General features: G+C 56.2%; 18 protein-coding genes. 5 read left to right on the plus strand and 13 right to left on the minus strand.

The window, feature by feature from the left end; all coding sequences use genetic code 11:
* Positions 1-54: 54 nt before the first annotated feature.
* The 3 genes from WCX19_RS06515 to WCX19_RS06525 are packed head-to-tail and all read right to left on the minus strand — an operon-like array spanning position 55 to position 904.
* Positions 55-498 carry an LEA type 2 family protein gene (locus WCX19_RS06515; protein ID WP_373006350.1) on the minus strand — a complete coding sequence of 148 codons (444 nt, stop codon included), beginning with the start codon at positions 496-498 and terminating at the stop codon, positions 55-57.
* A 58-nt stretch (positions 499-556) separates the two neighbouring features.
* The gene (locus WCX19_RS06520; protein WP_373006352.1) at positions 557-661 is read right to left on the minus strand and encodes a TIGR04076 family protein; all 105 of its coding nucleotides are present in this window, start codon (positions 659-661) and stop codon (positions 557-559) included.
* A 57-nt stretch (positions 662-718) separates the two neighbouring features.
* Positions 719-904 carry a hypothetical protein gene (locus tag WCX19_RS06525; protein ID WP_373006354.1) on the minus strand — a complete coding sequence of 62 codons (186 nt, stop codon included), beginning with the start codon at positions 902-904 and terminating at the stop codon, positions 719-721.
* Between the two features lie 315 nt (positions 905-1,219).
* Here WCX19_RS06525 and WCX19_RS06530 point away from each other — a divergent pair, with 315 nt between their 5' ends.
* Positions 1,220-3,742: a 6-bladed beta-propeller gene (locus WCX19_RS06530; protein WP_373006356.1), complete on the plus strand. Its 2,523-nt coding sequence runs from the start codon at positions 1,220-1,222 to the stop codon at positions 3,740-3,742.
* A gap of 221 nt (positions 3,743-3,963) precedes the next feature.
* Here the strand turns inward: WCX19_RS06530 and purE are convergent, their stop codons facing one another.
* A complete protein-coding gene (gene purE / locus WCX19_RS06535; RefSeq protein WP_373006436.1) occupies positions 3,964-4,359 on the minus strand; it encodes a 5-(carboxyamino)imidazole ribonucleotide mutase in 396 nt (131 codons plus the stop codon).
* A 55-nt stretch (positions 4,360-4,414) separates the two neighbouring features.
* Here purE and WCX19_RS06540 point away from each other — a divergent pair, with 55 nt between their 5' ends.
* Genes WCX19_RS06540 through WCX19_RS06555 form a run of 4 tightly spaced genes read left to right on the plus strand, consistent with a single transcriptional unit; the run spans position 4,415 to position 7,603 of the window.
* Positions 4,415-5,545: an alanine--glyoxylate aminotransferase family protein gene (locus tag WCX19_RS06540; RefSeq protein WP_373006358.1), complete on the plus strand. Its 1,131-nt coding sequence runs from the start codon at positions 4,415-4,417 to the stop codon at positions 5,543-5,545.
* A complete protein-coding gene (gene ribC / locus WCX19_RS06545) occupies positions 5,542-6,003 on the plus strand; it encodes a riboflavin synthase (protein ID WP_373006360.1) in 462 nt (153 codons plus the stop codon). The genes WCX19_RS06540 and ribC overlap by 4 nt, the downstream gene beginning before the upstream one ends.
* A gap of 44 nt (positions 6,004-6,047) precedes the next feature.
* A complete protein-coding gene (gene ribH, locus WCX19_RS06550) occupies positions 6,048-6,467 on the plus strand; it encodes a 6,7-dimethyl-8-ribityllumazine synthase (protein ID WP_373006362.1) in 420 nt (139 codons plus the stop codon).
* Positions 6,464-7,603 (plus strand): pyridoxal phosphate-dependent aminotransferase, encoded by a 1,140-nt coding sequence (locus WCX19_RS06555; protein WP_373006364.1) that lies wholly within the window; start codon positions 6,464-6,466, stop codon positions 7,601-7,603. The genes ribH and WCX19_RS06555 overlap by 4 nt, the downstream gene beginning before the upstream one ends.
* A gap of 141 nt (positions 7,604-7,744) precedes the next feature.
* Here the strand turns inward: WCX19_RS06555 and glmS are convergent, their stop codons facing one another.
* The 9 genes from glmS to WCX19_RS06600 are packed head-to-tail and all read right to left on the minus strand — an operon-like array spanning position 7,745 to position 16,933.
* Positions 7,745-9,487 (minus strand): glutamine--fructose-6-phosphate transaminase (isomerizing), encoded by a 1,743-nt coding sequence (gene glmS / locus WCX19_RS06560; protein WP_373006366.1) that lies wholly within the window; start codon positions 9,485-9,487, stop codon positions 7,745-7,747.
* Position 9,488: 1 nt separating this feature from the next.
* Entirely contained in the window at positions 9,489-10,643 is a 1,155-nt protein-coding gene (glmU, locus tag WCX19_RS06565; protein WP_373006368.1) for a bifunctional sugar-1-phosphate nucleotidylyltransferase/acetyltransferase, read from the minus strand.
* A gap of 12 nt (positions 10,644-10,655) precedes the next feature.
* Positions 10,656-11,855 carry a bifunctional sugar-1-phosphate nucleotidylyltransferase/acetyltransferase gene (gene glmU / locus WCX19_RS06570; protein WP_373006370.1) on the minus strand — a complete coding sequence of 400 codons (1,200 nt, stop codon included), beginning with the start codon at positions 11,853-11,855 and terminating at the stop codon, positions 10,656-10,658.
* Positions 11,856-11,878: 23 nt separating this feature from the next.
* A complete protein-coding gene (locus WCX19_RS06575; RefSeq protein ID WP_373006372.1) occupies positions 11,879-13,129 on the minus strand; it encodes a phosphopentomutase/phosphoglucosamine mutase in 1,251 nt (416 codons plus the stop codon).
* Between the two features lie 43 nt (positions 13,130-13,172).
* A complete protein-coding gene (locus WCX19_RS06580) occupies positions 13,173-13,811 on the minus strand; it encodes a hypothetical protein (protein WP_373006374.1) in 639 nt (212 codons plus the stop codon).
* Positions 13,811-14,425 carry a cyclase family protein gene (locus WCX19_RS06585; protein ID WP_373006376.1) on the minus strand — a complete coding sequence of 205 codons (615 nt, stop codon included), beginning with the start codon at positions 14,423-14,425 and terminating at the stop codon, positions 13,811-13,813. The genes WCX19_RS06580 and WCX19_RS06585 overlap by 1 nt, the downstream gene beginning before the upstream one ends.
* Positions 14,426-14,428: 3 nt before the next feature.
* The gene (locus WCX19_RS06590) at positions 14,429-15,085 is read right to left on the minus strand and encodes a protein-L-isoaspartate(D-aspartate) O-methyltransferase (protein WP_373006378.1); all 657 of its coding nucleotides are present in this window, start codon (positions 15,083-15,085) and stop codon (positions 14,429-14,431) included.
* A 16-nt stretch (positions 15,086-15,101) separates the two neighbouring features.
* The gene (locus WCX19_RS06595) at positions 15,102-16,217 is read right to left on the minus strand and encodes a SufD family Fe-S cluster assembly protein (RefSeq protein ID WP_373006380.1); all 1,116 of its coding nucleotides are present in this window, start codon (positions 16,215-16,217) and stop codon (positions 15,102-15,104) included.
* On the minus strand, positions 16,202-16,933 hold the full coding sequence (locus tag WCX19_RS06600; protein WP_373006382.1) for an ABC transporter ATP-binding protein: 732 nt from the start codon (positions 16,931-16,933) through the stop codon (positions 16,202-16,204). The genes WCX19_RS06595 and WCX19_RS06600 overlap by 16 nt, the downstream gene beginning before the upstream one ends.
* Positions 16,934-17,133 lie beyond the last annotated feature (200 nt).

The raw sequence follows: 17,133 nt of genomic DNA on the forward strand, positions 1-17,133 counted from the left end.
CTTCCTTAGTGTGGATGGGCGGGAGGAATAATCAACGTTTGGCCGGGACCCGTTTTACGGGTAGTCCTGCTTTTTCTGCCCGGTCACCATATGGGCGATCTCTCCCACGGTTACCGGCACGGTCCGGGTGAAGGGGACCTGTTTTGGGATCATCAAAAATTTTAGTTTGGCGGTCCCCTCGATTGTCAGCTCCAGTTTCCCTCCCGCCACAAATGCGGCGAGTGCCCCCAGGAGCGCGGCGTTGTGGGATGTGACCGGTACCGGAAGCACGGTCGCTGCATTCGCGGGGATCTTTGCGCTGCCGGTATCGCCGGTCGCAATCACCAGTGGCGTCCCGGCATTCCTGTACGAAACGGTAAACGGGCACGATTCCAGTGTCGCCCCCACGGGGTTCGGGTTTTCCACCCGGATCGAAACATCGAGATCGAGCGTGGAAAATGAGAGGTTCTTCAGTGCGACCCCCTCAAGGGTCACGACGGGATCTGAGAGGACAGACATCGTACGAGCATTGGCGAGGCGGGAAGATAATCCTTGACCGTAATTCCGTGTGAAGTATTCAGGGATCGATCCGCTCGATCCTGAACACCACCGGTCGGATCCCGTCCGAGCAGCAGGCAATCATCGTCCGTTCGTCCTTCATCCAGCCCTCATCAGGGGGCATGGGCTCCGGAGGACCGGGCAGCAGCTCCGATTCATCGTAGTACACGTTCAGCGGAACCTATACGCTCAATGGCGGGGGAACGCTCACGCCGGCGTAAAAACCCTTAAAAATTTTTCTTTTTTTTAGGAGTCCATAAGGATTTCGGATTTTTTTGGGCAGAAGATCATTTTGCATATTCAGATGCTTTGTCAAATCTGCAGCAATTCCGGCTTTTGCTCCATCAGGATTTTGTGGTATCCCCATAGCGATGGTACCGAATTACCCGTAATAAAAAAACCATATCCGCCATCAGATTATCAACATCACAATACGCTACGCTTAAAACCAGTCAGGATAATAAAAAATCTAGGAGAAAATATACGGATCCTGCAATATCCGGTTTCATTTCAGAAGATTTTTAAAAAGAGTGTATCTATGCGATCGACAATTCATGCACCCGTTTCCTGTATTTTTTTAACGACCCATTCCTCCGAGGGAAGACCCATTAAAACCAGTAAGGGTATACGAGCCGGATGGCGGCTGACCTGCTCTTTTCTGGCTGTGGCGATCGTGCTTTGCATGGTACCGCTCCTGGCAGTCCCGGTGGCTGCCGATACTGGTGAATCCTATGTATTCCAGTGGGCAATTCCAGCCCAGGTCAGTATAAAATATCCGTATGGTATCGCACAGGACGTAGCAGGAAACGTATATGTTACCGATACGGAAAACATGTCAGTCTGGAAATTTTCCCCCGATGGTACGAACCTTGCAAAATGGGGGAAGGAAGGTACCGGGAACGGGGAGTTTCGCGATCCCAGAGGAATCGCAACCGATCCTGACGGCTATGTCTATGTTGCTGACAGGGGAAATCACCGAATCCAGAAATTTTCGTCAGATGGGACCTACCTGATGCAATGGGGAACGAATGGGACCGGTGACGGTCAATTTATCGATCCTGTGGGTATCGGAACAGATCCGGGCGGCAATATCTATGTCACCGATACCGGGAGCGACAGGATCCAGAAGTTCTTCCCGAACGGCACGTACCGTACAAAATGGGGATCCGAAGGAACCGGCAACGGACAGTTCAAGGAACCTGCCGGTATTACAGCAGATGCGGCCGGGAACCTCTACGTCACGGATGGAGGAAATTACCGGGTCCAGAAGTTTGCACCGGACGGGACGTTCCTGGCCACGTGGGGGTCCAAAGGAAGCGGGCCCGGGCAGTTCAATGATCCAGTCGGGATCACGGCAGATATCACGGGCAATATCTCTGTCATCGACAGGGGTAACCAGAATATAACAAAGTTTGCATCTGACGGTACGTACCTGGCAGGATTCGGGGAGTACGGGACCGGCGACGGGACGTTTTTCAATCCGACCGGTATTACCGCTGACGCGGCCGGGCATTTCTATGTCGCCGACTTCTGGAACGACCGGATCCAGAAATTCTCCACCGATGGAAAATTCCTGGCCCAATGGGGAACCCCGGGACATGGAAACGGGCAGTTCTTTTATGCAGAAGGGGTTGCGGAAGATTCCTCCGGAAATATCTTTATCGCAGACACCCACAACCACCGGGTCCAGGTGTTCAGCCACGACGGCACCTACCTGTACCAGTGGGGATCCAAGGGAAGCGGGAACGGCCAGTTTCTCTACCCGACCTCCATCAAAATCGATGCCAATGGATATGTCTACGTTCTGGAGCCCATGAACAGCCGGATGCAGAAGTTCCTGCCAGACGGCACGTTCGTTGACAAGTGGGGATCTGATGGAGACGGGCCCGGGCAGTTGCATAAACCCTGCGCATTTGCCCTTGGTCCCAGGGATGAAATTTACATTGCTGATACCTACAACAACCGGGTCGTGAAGTACCTGACGAATGGTACGTTTGTTACGCAGTGGGGATCACTGGGAAGCGGAAACGGGCAATTCTACGCGCCCCATGGCGCTGCTGTCGATCCGGACGGGTCTGTCTATATCCTCGATACTGCGAATAACCGGATCCAGAAGTTCACGCCGGATGGCACGTACCTGATGCAGTGGGGATCGTTTGGGGCCGAACCGGGACAGTTCAAGCAGCCGTGCGGGATGGAGCGCGATGCCAGCGGGAATCTCTATGTCTCTGACACCTACAATTACCGGGTCCAGAAATTTACGTCCGCCGGTACATTCCTGATGCAGTGGGGATCCCATGGAAGCCTCCCGGGGCAGTTCGATAACCCCGAAGGCATCCTGATAGATTTTCGGGGGGATGTGTATGTCGCGGATCCCGGCAACCACCGGATCCAGAAATTCATCCGCCAGGTGAGCCCCCCTCCCGTTACCCTCGATGTGGGCGGCGACAGCTCCGGTGTTGGAGGGGCAGCGGTTGCCACCGGTACCGCAATTGCGGGACAGCCGGTAACCTTCGCCTATCACCAGAATCCCGATCCCCAGAGCCCGGTAGCCCTGGACCGGGTGGAGATCACCTTTTCCCAAAGCCTGGGAAACGTGGAAGTTGTTGGCACGCCCGTCATGAATGCCGGGAACCCCCCGGGAAATATCGTTGTCGGTTTCCTCCAGATAGTACCGGTGGGAATTAACGAGGATACAATAAGCCAGGGTATCATCACCTTCTCCGTGAACAGCCCATGGCTTACCGGCCACAACGTGGAACCGGGACAGGTTGTCCTGATGCGGAGCCATGACAACGCATGGACCCCGCTTGCGACCACGCTCGTCCGCACGGATGGGGATACCTTGTATTTCCAGGCAAAATCTCCGGGTTTCTCGTACTTTGCCGTTGTGGCGGGAACTTCCGGGATGACCGCAAATACAAGTGAAGTCCTGCCGGAATCCCGCAATGAAACAGCCGTTATTCATAACGAGCCACCGGAGACTCTTCCGGCAACGCAGCCTGTTATCCCGCAGGTCACGACCACAAAACCGGTGACAACCGAGACGACTGCGGTCCCGGCAGGGCCGTCCCCGGCCACCGGCATTCCGGTCATGGCTGTGGCGGGTATTGTCCTTGCTCTCGCGCTCCTGGGGGGATTTGTCCTTCTTCGCAGGATGTGGATCCACAGACAGAACCCGGCGCTTTTCCGGAAGTACCCATGATCCTGGTTCAGTCCACGGTACAAGTGAAGGTTTTTTGCTCTGTTGAAATCCTAAATCAAAAATAGGTGTACCGGCGATCCAAACGATCTAAGGATACATGAGTCTCCTTCGTTTAATCTGTGGATAAAAATGCCGGGTCCATCATATCAGCCATGCAGGGCTATTGCTTTTGGCAAGGTCATAAAAACCGAAGATCTTTTGTGGTATGCTAGGGATAGGGGTTATGACTCCCAGGAAAGTTTCAGGATCCGGATCGCAAGGTGCGCCGCGTTGTCCCCGTTATCAACACCCACGCACGCGACCGGCACACCTTTTGGCATCTGAACGATCGAAAGCAGGGCGTCAAGGCCGTTTAAGGTCCCGCTGACCGGGACACCGATCACCGGCTTGTCGGTCTTTGACGCGATCACGCCCGGCAGCGCGGCCGAGAGCCCGGCAATCGCGATGAAAACCTTACAGGTACTGCTTTTGACATACGCATCCAGCTTGTCCGGGTCCCGGTGGGCAGAGATCACCTGGTAATCCCAGGAAACCTTGTGCTCGTCAAGGACCTTCTTTGCCTTGTCGGCAATCGCGGCATCGGATGCTGATCCGCAGATGATAGCGACGTCTGCCATATAAGCCATCCAAACTTATATCCTGCCCATATAAATATAGTATTGGCAGATCCACATGGAAAAAGAATCACTCCTTATGCTCCCGGGCCCGGTACCGATGCCGGAACGGGTCAGGTTCGCAATGTCGCGTCAGGCGATCAACCACAGGAGCGCCGAGTTCGGCGCCGTATACGCAGACTGTGTGAGGGTCTTAAAGACCGCATTTGGAACAACAAACGACGTCGTTGTGATCAGCGGGTCCGGCACGGCCGGCATGGAAGCCGCGGTCTCAAACTTCGGCAGGGATAAGGAGATTGCCTGCTTCGTGAACGGCAAGTTCGGCGAGCGGCTCTTCAAGATCAGCCAGCGCTACGGGAAGGCGCACGAGATCCCGTCAGAGTGGGGAACCCCCCTGAATCTCGAGGCGCTCGAAGAGCAGCTCGAAGCGGGTGCACAGGTCGTCACGCTCGTGCACAACGAGACCTCTGCCGGGATCAAGAACCCGGCGGCCGAAGTCGGGAGACTGGCCCACAAGCACGATGCGCTCTTTATCATGGATGGCGTCACCTCGGTCGGCGGCGACACGTTCGAGATGGACAAGTGGGGCGTCGATGTCGCGATTGTCGGTTCGCAGAAGTGCCTTGCCGCCCCCGCCGGGCTTGCCGCCGTTGCCGTGAGCAGCCGGGCGTGGGAGCGGCTCACCAAGAACCCGCCGTACTACCTCGACCTTGCCGCGTACAGGAAGAGCGCAGCAGGTAAACCGATGGAGACCCCGTATACCCCGGCCGTCCCCTTATTCCTCGCGCTCCGCGAGGCCTGCCTCATCATCGAAGAGGAAGGCATGGCAAACCGGATTGCCCGCCACCAGAGGATGGCTAAAGCCGTCCGCGCCGCCGCACAGACCTGGGGCCTTTCCCTCTTCCCGAAACTCGATGCAAAGCACGAGTACGCAACGACCGTCACCGCGGTCTCGTACCCCGAGGGTATTAAGGATGACGATGTCCGGGCAACAATCAAGAAGATGGGTATCATCATCGCCGGCGGCCAGGACCACCTCAAGGGCAAGATCTTCCGGATCGGAACCATGGGCGCCGTGAGCGCTCCCGAGATCCTCGCGACGCTTGCCGCGACCCAGCACGGTCTGAAAAAGGCCGGCTACAAGGTCAAGGGCGAGGGTGTCGAGGCGGCAGCCGAGGTGCTGGGATGAGGGTTGGTGTTGCAGACACCACTTTCTCACGCGTCAATATGGGAGCGATCGCCATCGACGAGCTTAAAAAGCACGCGAGCGTGGCGATCGAACGGGTGACCGTGCCGGGTGTCAAAGACCTGCCGGTCGCCTGCAAGAAACTGATCGAAGAGCGCCGGTGCGAGATCGTGATGGCTCTCGGGATGCCGGGCGGCAAGGACAAGGACAAGCTCTGCGCCCACGAGGCATCGCAGGGCCTCATCATGTGCCAGCTCATGACGAACCACCACATCATCGAGGTCTTCGTGCACGAGGACGAGGCAAAGGACGATGCCGAGCTCGCGTGGCTCGCGGAGCAGCGCACCCGCGAGCATGCCGAAAACGCAGTCAAACTGGTCCTCCACCCAGAGGCCCTCACAAAAAAGGCTGGCACCGGCCAGCGCCAGGGATTTCCGGATGCTGGCCCGGCCCGCAGGTAAGAACCATCTACAGATTTATGAAGATAAAAATGAGATGATCAGCTATGTGCGATACAAAACCGACAAAACTGGGATTTGTCGTTGCGGAATTCAACCGTGACATCACCTACATGATGGAGATCGAAGCAAGGGAACACGCTGCATTCCTCGGAGCAGAAGTGACCGAGTGCCTGTATGTGCCGGGCGCCTTTGACATGCCGCTTGCAATCAAGAAGATGCTTGCCGCCGGCAAGGTGGACGCGGTCGTCACTATCGGCTGCGTGATCGAGGGCGCAACCCAGCACGACGAGATTGTCGTGCAGCACGCGGCCCGGAAGATTATCGACCTCTCGCTGGAGTTCGGGAAGCCCGTAACGCTTGGCATCTCCGGGCCCGGCATGAGCCGTCTCGAAGCGAACGAGCGGATCGATTACGCGAAGCGCGCCGTTGAATCAGCCGTAAAACTTGTCAAACGATTACAATGAGATCGCTTTCGGAGAAAGTTGCGGGGATCGCCCCCTCTGCGACCATCGAGATCTCCAACCGGGCAAAGAAGATGCAGCGGGAGGGCATCGATGTCATCAGCCTCTCGATCGGCGAGCCTGACTTCGATACCCCGAAGCACATCAGGGACGCCTGCATCGATGCGCTGAACCGGGGCGAGACGCATTACGCGCCCAGCAACGGCATTCCCGAACTGCTCTCTGCGGTCAGCGAGAAGATTACAAACGAGAACAGGTTCCCCTGCAAGCCCGAACAGGTGATCGTCACCTGCGGGGCCAAGGATGCAATTTATGAGGGTATGGAGGCCGTCTTAAATCCCGGCGACGAAGTCCTCCTTCTCACCCCGGCCTGGGTCTCGTACGAGCCCTGCGTCCAGATGGCGGGCGGGAAGATCGTCAAGCACGCGGTCAACCAGAAGACCTTCCAGCTCGACGACTCGATTCTCGAACGGGTCAACGCCCGCACGAAGATGATCGTGGTGAACTCTCCCTCGAACCCGTCCGGCGCGGTGTTCGATAAAAAGTCCATGAACCTTGTCGCAGATCTCTGCCAGGACTTCGATCTCTACGCGATGTCGGACGAGATCTACGAGAAGATGGTGTACGGGAAAGAGCATCTCTCGCTTGCCGCCATCGGCGACATGGCCGGGCGGACGATCACCATCAATGGGTTCTCGAAGGCGTACGCGATGACCGGCTGGCGGCTCGGGTACGCGGTGGCTCCCACAGAGATCATCAAACAGATGTCCAAGGTGCAGCAGCACTCGGTTTCCCAGGCAACCACGTTTGCGATGTGGGGTGCGGTTGCGGCACTCAGGGGCGACCAGCGCTGTGTCGAGGAGATGCGGGCCGAGTTTGACCGGCGGCGCAAGTTCGTCATATCAGAACTCAACCTGATGGGCTACACGACTGCCCCGGCCGATGGCGCATTCTATGCGTTCGTGAAAGTGTCCGGAGACGATATGGAGATCGCGACAAAGTGGCTTGAACAGGGCCACGTGGCGGCAACCCCGGGCAGTGCATTCTATGCACCCGGGTGGATCCGGCTCTCGTACGCGACATCGATGGAGAAACTCAGGGAAGCGCTCCAGCGGATCCGGAAAACCGGCGGGAACTGATCCTTACCTGTTGGTCTGCTGTATATTTTTTTCAATGATAGTACCCTCAAATCCGGGTTTTCCGATAATATCCCCGGGATGGAAACCCCGGCGTCACCGGTTCAAATACCAGCAGCCCCTCTCCCGTTTACCCGTATCAGATCATTCTACCGTCACACTTTTTGCAAGATTTCTTGGTTTGTCAATGTCCCTCTCCAGTGCCACTGCGGTCCGGTATGCTAGAATCTGGAGCACCACGAGACTCGTGAGTACCTGGACAAAGGGATGTGTCTTAGGCAAGGGGATAAACCGGTCGACAATATCGGGCAGTTCCGAGTCCCCTTCGCTCCCGAGCGCGATCACCGGCGCTCCCCGGGCCTTGATCTCCTTGATATTGGAGATCATCACCCCATACGTTTCCCCTGGCATGCAGATGGCAATAACCGGTGTTTCCGGTGAAAGGAGGGCAAAGGGCCCGTGTTTTAACTCCCCTGCCGCGTATCCTTCTGCATGGATATAGGAGATCTCCTTCATCTTGAGGGCACCTTCCAGTGCAACGGGATAAAATGGCCCCCTCCCGATGTAAAAAATGCTCTGTGCACCTTTGCACTGCTCAACCGCTTCCGAGAGATCCATCAGGAGGACCTCTTCGATTGCCTGGTGCGCGTGCAGGAGAACCTCTTCGTACCTGCCCTCCGATTGGGCATCAATGATCTGCATGAGAACTGCCAGTTGGGCGACAAACGATTTGGTGGCGGCGACGCTGATCTCGGGTCCTGCACGCATAAAGAGTGTGGCATCGGCAACCCTGCTCGCAGAACTGCCGAGCACATTTGTTATGGCCAGGGTCCGGCAGTTATGTACCCGGGCCTGCCTGAGGGCGGTCAGCGTATCGGCAGTCTCTCCCGACTGGGTGATCCCGATCACGAGGCCGTTCATGGGCGGAGGAAAATACCTGAACTCCGAGGCAAAATCCACGCGTGCAGGTACCCCACAGGACTCTTCGAGCAGGTATTTGAAGATCAGTCCGGCATGGTACGATGAACCGCAGGCAACAAGAGTTACTGACGGGAACTGACAGACAAATTTCGGGAGGGACCCTTTGTTGACTGCCCGTATAGTGTTGAAGAATGCCTGTGGTTGTTCGTAGATCTCCTTGAGCATGTAGTGGGGAAACCCGCCTTTCCTCGCGTCTTCCGGTGACCAGTCGATCAGTTCAACCTGGTGGTTCACCGGTTCTGTACCTTGGTAAATATCCACACCGTTTCTGGTCAGGCAGGCAATATCCCCGTCTTCGAGAAATATGGCACGCTCCGTGTACTCCAATACGGGTGTCATATCCGATGCGGCAAAATACTCCTTGTCGCCGATCCCGAGTACCAGCGGACTTCCGTTCCGTGCTGCGATCAGGTAGTCTGCCCCGTCCGCAATAACCAGGATGGCATACGAACCTGTAAGACGTGGGAGTGTACTTTTGACGGCAGACAGCAGATCCGCGGTTTTTCCAAATTCTTCCTCGATAAGGTGAACCACGACCTCCGTGTCGGTCTCTGACCGGAACACATGACCTTTTGCGGTCAGTTCTTTTTTTAGTTCCGCATAATTTTCGATGATCCCGTTGTGGACTATCGCGATCCGATTGTTGCAGTCCATATGTGGATGGGCATTTACATCGTTTGGAATACCATGCGTTGCCCAGCGGGTGTGACCGATACCAATGGTGCCATGCAACCTGATCCCCCCCGTGTATTCGGAGATCCGGCCTTTGTGCTTGTCAATTTCAATGTGGCTTTGAAGCGTTGCAATCCCAAACGAGTCGTACCCCCGGTATTCGAGTTTTTTTAAGCCGTCGAGGATCAGGGGTGCCGCCTGCCGCCTGCCAATGTAACCGACAATTCCGCACACGTCATATCACCAGGGAACTGTCGGGGATGATCCGGGAACACACATCCCGGTTTCCTTCCAGCGTGACATTGTTCCCGACGATGCAGTTTTTGAACCGGGCAAATGAACCGCTTTTTACATGATCCCCTATAATAGCCCCGAACTCCGAGCGGGTTGGGATCCCCTCGATCTCCAGGATGCCCCCAACCGTCTCTGTTGAGGTATGATCGGCGAGCGTGCAACGCTCACCAATAACAGAGTCCACGATGCGGGAATGCGAGGAGATGGTCGTGTCATCCATAACGATCGCGTTCCCAATCAGGCTCAGTGGTTCGATCGTGACCCGGGAACCGATACTGGTGTCGGGCTGGATACAGCAGTTCGGCCCGATCGTGCAGTCATTTCCGATGATGACCGGGCCTGAGATAACCGTATTCGGCCCGATTGTCGTACCCTTCCCGATATAGACCGGCCCGTGGATCGTGGCATGACTGCTGGATGTACCTTCCCGCATCGCAGGGAGATGTTTGAGGAGGCGCAGGTTCAGTTTGAGCAGATCCCATGGGTAGATTGCATCCTGCCAGTCATCAGCGGTGACGGCGTTGATGTCAGTACCGGCTTCTATCATGCAGGAAATGGCGTCTGTGATATCATTGCCCCGGACATACCGGAAAAAATCTTTGTTTAATGAATAGATCCCGGTACTTACCAGGAAACTGGGTGCATGGTCAGGCTTTTCCACGATACTGTCAACCCGCCCGTCCCGGAGTGTGACCACGCCAAAATTAGAGGGACTGGGATGCTCTTTGATGAGAACTGCATTTTTGATGTCCTTGATCTTTGCAATAGACAGTGCGTCAATGTAATTGTCTCCGGGCAGGAGCAGGAAATCACCCTTGATACGGGACTCCGCCTGCTGGAGTGCATGTGCTGTCCCGAGTTGCTTTTCCTGAACGACTACTTCAATGGGCAGATCGAGCTGGTTTAAGAACCTTGTCACCTGTTCCTTACGGTATCCTACAACGACTATAATGTCGCGGATGCCATTTTTTACGAGTGCATCGATCGTATACGCGATGATGGGACGGTTTGCCACCGATATCATCGCTTTTGGCCGGCTCCACGTGAGCGGGCGGACCCGTTTTCCCTCTCCTGCTGCCAGAATGACTGCCTGCATAATTTTTCTCTCCTACTGGATCGTTGAGTTCTCTCCAAAATTCCCTTTGATGTATGAACCGGGCGCGAAAGCCGCATTACTACCGATCACCGAACCGACGTTGACCGAACAGTTGATTCCAAACCTCACGTTGTCCCCGATAACGGCGCCAAACTTGGTGTGTCGGGTATCCTTTTCGCCTACCCTGACCGGGGCATGATCGTGCCTGAGGTTTGCAATCTTTGTACCGGCACCGAAGTTGCACCCGCTCCCGATGACTGAATCCCCGATATAGTTGAAATGGGGGATCTTTGTCCCTGCCATTACGATGGAATTTTTAAGTTCCGTACAGTGCCCGATGTGGCAGTCGTCCCCAATGCTGGTGGCTCCCCGGATGTACGCGTGGGGGCCGATACGGCAGTTGTTCCCGATAATACAGGGGCCCTCGATGTATGTTCCCGATTTTACCACGGTGCCTTTTCCAATGACCACCGGACCGGAAAGGTGCACCCCTTCTTCCACGGTTCCGTAATTTTCTGAAGCGAGTGCAGTAAGAAGTGTAGCGTTTGCATCAAGCAGATCCCAGGGATAGCCGACATCCATCCATGTCGAAAGAGGAACGGCCCGGAGCCGGCGTTCTCCAATTAAGAGATTAAGGGCGTCGGTTAGTTCGAGTTCACCGCGTGAGGAGAGTCCGACCCGTGTCAGCAGGTCAAAAATCTCCGGGGTAAAAAGGTATGCACCGGCGTTTATGATGTTGGATCTGGGCTGCTTTGACTTCTCTTCAAGAGCCGTGACCAGATCGTTCTCTACGAGAACAACCCCGAAATCACCGGGATGATCGGTTGTGCTCGTGCCCATACAGGGTGCCGGTGTCCGGATCATGCATGCGATATCGGCACTCGTGAGGATCATATCCCCGTTCATGGCAAGGAATGGCCCGGTAATGAGATCCTGTGCGGAACGGAGCGCGTCGGCAGTCCCCATCTGCTGGCGCTGCGGGGCATACGAGATATGAATCCCGAAGCATGACCCATCCCCAAAGTGACCCCGGACTTCACGCTCCCCGTACCCGACCACAAATACAAATTCCGTTATACCGGCATCACGGGCTGCGAGAACGAGATGCTCCATCATCGGGTGGTTTGCCACCGGGAGCATCACTTTCGGGCGCCTGGCGGTGAGAGGACGCATGCGTTTTCCTTCACCGGCCGCCAGAACAACGCATTCCATAGGTACAACTCCTCCTGCAATATTTAAGCAGTTTTCCCCTGCCGGATGAGGATTTTTGCCTCTTCCAGCATCTCCTTTGCCCACGGGAGCGTGGTGCCTTCAGCGGTAATCCGGATCTTGGGCTCGGTGCCACTCGCCCGTACAAGATACCACCCGTTTTCCCGTGCAACACGGATGCCATCTGTCGGGTTTGCTGCGCCAAGACCGGTGACTATCTCGCGTGCCCTCTCGTTCTGGATCGATTCCCTGAGGATCGGGTATGCCGGCATGGCATCCAGACGCTCCGCGACATCGCAGCCTGACGCGATTTCGCAGAAGAGGGCTGCTGCAAAGGGACCATCCGGACAGTACGAGTGGTGCGGGAATATCCAGGCACCGCTTGGCTCACCCCCGAAATCTCCCCACGAAAGCAGTTCTTCTGAGACAAATGCATCCCCAACAGGGGTGCGGTGAACCTCTGCAACATCCTCGATGATCATAGAGGCGTCGCTCGTTGTCACTACTTTTTTTGCTCCGAGGTGCTCGGCAAAGAGCATGAGCAGGTGATCACCGTCGATATACCGGCCCCTGTTGTCAAATGCCATCATACGGTCGGCATCGCCATCGTGGACTACCGCACAGCCTGCCCCCGTCTTTTTTACCATTTCTCCCACGTAATCCAGATATTCTTTGAGTGGTTCCGAGGGTCGGGAGAAATGCCCGGCCGGGTTACATGAGAGACAGACCGGTTTTACCCCGGCATCGGTTAAAAGACCGGGTGTCAGCACGGAACCGGCACCATTCCCGCAATCGATGACAACCGAAAGACCGGGATCGATGGAGACTGCATCCAGGATCGCTTTTTTATGGGGGGTGAGCGCATCGAAAGCACATTCTTCGCCCTGGTGGCGCCAGTCTGCCCAGTGCGGTTCTTTCAAGGATTCCTCGACCTCTTTCTGCTGGGCCTGCGTGAACGAGGAGCCCTCCGGGTTAAACAGTTTGATCCCGTTGTACTCCTCGGGATTGTGGGAAGCGGTGATCATACACCCGGCTTTAGCAGTGCGGGCACTGTATGCGACAGACGGTGTGGGAGCAATCCCGGTGAACCGTGCGTGTCCCCCTGCTCCCAGTATGCCGGCAAGTATGGTCCGGGCAAGCACCGGGCTTGTGGTTCGCGTGTCTGTCCCCACAATGCAATCGGGGAATCGTTCCCCCATGACTGCACCGACCGCAAGTGCGGTCTCCACCAGCGACCGGTCAAAACGCTGACGGATGCCCGATGATCCAAAAAGCATGCATCATGGTGGGTGTTTTGTATAAAAAGAGTTTTAGCAGTTTTCACTGTGATGGAGCCGGGCAGATGTCCGGCGTTTGCTTCCCGTACGGGCACCAGTGTTCCCCCTGCTGGAGCCGGCAGACCCCCGCAGTGGATGGCCCAAGGAATATGATCTGTTTTTTCTCACGCAATTTGGCCACCAGATCCCCGGTCCCCGGTGCGATAATCCCTTCGTTGTTAATAAGGATGATATCCGCTTCATCAATATTCGTGGTCACGGTCAGGCCACGTGCCCGCTCCAGTGCCGGTATCTTTCCGACACAGAATACATGGTGCCCTTTGAGTTTTTCTGTCAGTTCACCCAGACAGGCTGCGTGCGATGCCACCGGGCAGGCATGCATTACCCGGGAGAGGCAGAAGAATCCTGTCGCAACGTTGATGATGGCGCATGCGGCACTGCGGACATTCGGGGTTTCCAGGGGTATCCCGAACATGAAGGAGATCTTTGTCATTGCCCGGATCGGATCGTCCGTAACAAACTCCGCATTTCTCCCTCCGAACGAAGCGACCATGCAGGCACCCCGTTCGTACTGGCAGGTTTTTGCATCGGGATCGACGTCGATATGGACTCCCGTGTCCTCGCAGCCGCAGTGTTCGAGATGTTCCTGAAGCCGGTTAACTGAATCCGTGACAATATCCATTATTGCACTCCGTCTTTTTGCATGAGCACGACCCGGGCAGGTGCACCGTCGAGTCCGGAAAGCCGGAGGGGAAGTGCTGCCAACTCGTACTCTCCCTCATCTGCCGGGGAAAGGTCGAGGAGTTCAATAACCAGGCAGCCCCCGCCAAGCAGCGTGCGATGGACCGACCCGTCGCAGACTGACGCCTCGATCGAGAACGAGTCGATTCCGACAGAGAGCATGCCGTTTTTGATCAGCAGGTCCGCTGCATCTTTGGTAAGATGGGGGTAGTCCTCCCGGAATTGTGTCTCATGGGAAAAGGCTGTCTTTAAGAGGATCCTTTTCGCTCCCCCGAGCCTGCCTTCGAGTGCCGCTGCCGTGATAGCGTTCCCGGCGTCGGTCACATCAATTACCCGGCAGGGCCCGATAATGTGATCGAGCGGGACGGTGTCTATCGTATCTCCGGTTTTTAAGTAATGGACCGGGGCATCGATGTGGGTGCCCGAATGGCTGCTCATGCGTATCTCGCTTATCAGGTACAGCCCTGCGTCCCGCTGGGAAAACTGCGAAGGGGCATCCCCGGGGTAGGCTGCGGTCGTATTGGAAAGCGGGCGCGTAATGTCGATAATTTTCATGATTTAGTTCTCCTCCCAGCCGTGTTCCCCGATGAGCGGAACAAACCGGACGCCACCGTGTCGTTCCTCTGTGAACCGGTCCCCGTGCCGTTCGAGCACGACCAGTTCCTGAAGGATGCGGTCCCCGACCGGGGCGACCAACCGTCCTCCCTCTGCGATCTGGGTTTTGAGCGGGCCGGGTATTTCAGGTGTTGCGGCTGTTATGATAATCCCGTTGTACGGGGCTGCGGGAGGATACCCGAGTGTTCCGTCCCCGAGAACAATTGTCACGTTGTCGGCATGAACTGCCTCAAGGTTGGCTTTCGCACGTGCTGCAACCTCTTTGATACGTTCGATCGTAATCACCTTTCGTACGAGTGCCGAGAGGATCGCTGCCTGGTACCCGCTCCCCGCCCCGATCTCAAGGACCGTGTCCGTGGCTTTGGGGTGGAGCAGTCCGGTCATGAGCGCAACGATATACGGTTGCGATATGGTCTGGTTGTTCCCAATCGGGAGCGGTGTATCCGCGTACGCGTCCTGGTCGCAGGGTGACGGGATAAAAAGGTGACGGGGCACGTCCCGCATTGCGGCAAGGACACGGGGGTCGGTGATCCCCCGGGCCTCGATCTGCTGTTCTACCATCCTCCGGCGCTCGTCCGATCGCGGGTACTGGGGAGTCATAACAGATTCTTTTAATCTAAAACCCGGCCTTTTCTGCCACATCGATGGTGGCATCGATCTGTTTCTGGAGCGCTTCAGGAAGACCGGTGATCTTAATGTCAAGGAACCCCCGGATGATCGTCGCCGTCGCCTCGTCCTCCGAGAGTCCCCGGGCCATCAGGTACTCGATCTCGTCCTGCGCGAGTTTCCCGACCGCTGCTTCGTGCGAGAGTTCGGTCCCGACAACTCTCCCGTCGATCTCCGGGATTGCATAGATTGTCCCGTCCCTGAGGATCAGGCCCTTGCATTCGAGATGGCCCCGGGTGCCGGCAGTCTTCCCGATGATCTGGCCCCGGGAGATGATGGTCCCTCCCTTGGTGATCGCCCGGGTCAGGAGCTCTGCGCTTGCGCCCTTCCCTTCAAGGATCGCCCGCGACCCCACATCGATATACGATGTAGGGGAAGCAATGGTGATCGTGGAGAACCGGGCAACGGAATTCTCGCCTTTTAAGGTGGCGGTCGGGTACATCTGGACCTTTTTCACCGGCTGCATGCAGACATAGTTCGAGAGAAAAACCCCGTTCTCTTCGACAATGGATGCACTCCGGGGGAAGACCTCGACGTTCTCGTTCCAGGTGTGGATCATGGTAAAACTGATCTTCGCATCCTTTTTAATGTAAAACTCGGAGACCCCGTAGTGCTTTGCCCCTTCCCCGACATGCCCGCTGCTTGCACAGCCCGAGATCATGTGGAGCTCTGCACCCTCTTCGGCGATGATAATGTTATGCACGTGCTGGATGGTCTCGCGGCCGAGGTACAGGCAGGCCTGGATCGGGAGGATGTTCTTTGACCCTTTGTGGGCGATGATCACGTAGCCCTTCGGGTCGGGCTGTTCCGCAACGTATTTTGTGATCTCGTCCTTGTCCTGTGCAACCGCCTTCCAGAGGTAATCCCTGAGCCAGGCGTGCTTTTCCATTGCTTTTTTAAACGAGAGGACCTCGATACCCTCCTCGCGGCACTCGGACTCTACCACATTCTGGTCCACCTGAAGGTAGCTGCCGCACCGGTTCTCAAGGTTGAAATCGATACCTGACTGGACGATCCGTTCCTGGTCGTCCTTTGCAATTCCCGGTGTGTTCAGTTGCGACGACATTCCCGACACTCCGTGTATCCTCTCTGTTTGATGTCCTTTAAGATCTCCCTTGGGTTCCCGTGGCAGGAGATCATGCCGTCGCACATCACATGCCCCTTGTCTGCGTCAATATAATCGAGAATAAATCCCGTGTGGGTGATCACAAGGCCGCTTTTTTCCCGTTTTGCCATGCGCTTGTCTTTTTCGAGCAGGTCGCCGATGGCCTTTCCTATGAGCGATATATTTTCGAGGTCGACCCCGCTCTCGGGTTCATCAAGCATGACAAAACCCGGGTTCTGGATCATCAGCTGGAGCACCTCGCTCCTCTTGATCTCCCCACCGGAAAACCCCTTGTTGATGTCCCGTTCAAGGAACCCGCCCATGTGCACCGATGCAGCAAGCCCCGGGATGTCCACGATCTTGTCGTGCGAGATGGCCGTGAGGAGCTTTCCCAGTTTGAGCCCCGATATCGTGGGCGGACGCTGGAAGAGCATCCCGATCCCGCGCTTTGACCGTTCGTCGGCGTGCATCGCGGTCACGTCCTCTCCGTTGAAGGTGATCGTTCCTTTCGTTATTTTATAGCCGGAAAATCCCATCAGCGTCATTAAAAGCGTGGTCTTCCCGGAGCCGTTCGGGCCCATGAGCACATGGGTCTCCCCGGCATCGATGTGGAGGTTGATGCCATGCAGCACCTCTTTGTCACCGACATTCACATGCAGATCCTTGATGTCCAGCATACGTGTAACCGGATGAGTGTATGTCGATGTCTGCATTAAACGCTTTTAATGTGCTAAGGAGAGGGGCGTGCCAGCCGGAAATGAGGCAGGCCCGACCGATCCCTGAGATCGATCGGTCAGATCCCGCAGGAGGGGATAGCCGGGTTCCCGGATCTCTGCAAGGGTGTATTCTCCGGGATAGGATTCGGTGATACGGGCTT

The organism is Methanoregula sp. (assembly GCF_041663825.1).
GTDB lineage: Archaea > Halobacteriota > Methanomicrobia > Methanomicrobiales > Methanospirillaceae > Methanoregula.

Bases quoted from the DNA above. Each gene is read 5' to 3' on its own strand.
- purE (WP_373006436.1), bottom strand. From the start codon at position 4,359: ATGGCAGACGTCGCTATCATCTGCGGATCAGCATCCGATGCCGCGATT.
- WCX19_RS06520 (WP_373006352.1), bottom strand. From the start codon at position 661: ATGCCCCCTGATGAGGGCTGGATGAAGGACGAACGGACGATGATTGCC.
- WCX19_RS06595 (WP_373006380.1), bottom strand. From the start codon at position 16,217: ATGTCGTCGCAACTGAACACACCGGGAATTGCAAAGGACGACCAGGAA.
- WCX19_RS06525 (WP_373006354.1), bottom strand. From the start codon at position 904: ATGGGGATACCACAAAATCCTGATGGAGCAAAAGCCGGAATTGCTGCA.
- WCX19_RS06600 (WP_373006382.1), bottom strand. From the start codon at position 16,933: ATGCTGGACATCAAGGATCTGCATGTGAATGTCGGTGACAAAGAGGTG.
- WCX19_RS06515 (WP_373006350.1), bottom strand. From the start codon at position 498: ATGTCTGTCCTCTCAGATCCCGTCGTGACCCTTGAGGGGGTCGCACTG.
- WCX19_RS06585 (WP_373006376.1), bottom strand. From the start codon at position 14,425: ATGAAAATTATCGACATTACGCGCCCGCTTTCCAATACGACCGCAGCC.
- glmU (WP_373006370.1), bottom strand. From the start codon at position 11,855: ATGGAATGCGTTGTTCTGGCGGCCGGTGAAGGAAAACGCATGCGTCCT.
- WCX19_RS06530 (WP_373006356.1), top strand. From the start codon at position 1,220: ATGGTACCGCTCCTGGCAGTCCCGGTGGCTGCCGATACTGGTGAATCC.
- WCX19_RS06575 (WP_373006372.1), bottom strand. From the start codon at position 13,129: ATGCTTTTTGGATCATCGGGCATCCGTCAGCGTTTTGACCGGTCGCTG.
- ribH (WP_373006362.1), top strand. From the start codon at position 6,048: ATGTGCGATACAAAACCGACAAAACTGGGATTTGTCGTTGCGGAATTC.
- ribC (WP_373006360.1), top strand. From the start codon at position 5,542: ATGAGGGTTGGTGTTGCAGACACCACTTTCTCACGCGTCAATATGGGA.
- glmU (WP_373006368.1), bottom strand. From the start codon at position 10,643: ATGCAGGCAGTCATTCTGGCAGCAGGAGAGGGAAAACGGGTCCGCCCG.
- WCX19_RS06540 (WP_373006358.1), top strand. From the start codon at position 4,415: ATGGAAAAAGAATCACTCCTTATGCTCCCGGGCCCGGTACCGATGCCG.
- WCX19_RS06580 (WP_373006374.1), bottom strand. From the start codon at position 13,811: ATGGATATTGTCACGGATTCAGTTAACCGGCTTCAGGAACATCTCGAA.
- WCX19_RS06555 (WP_373006364.1), top strand. From the start codon at position 6,464: ATGAGATCGCTTTCGGAGAAAGTTGCGGGGATCGCCCCCTCTGCGACC.
- WCX19_RS06590 (WP_373006378.1), bottom strand. From the start codon at position 15,085: ATGACTCCCCAGTACCCGCGATCGGACGAGCGCCGGAGGATGGTAGAA.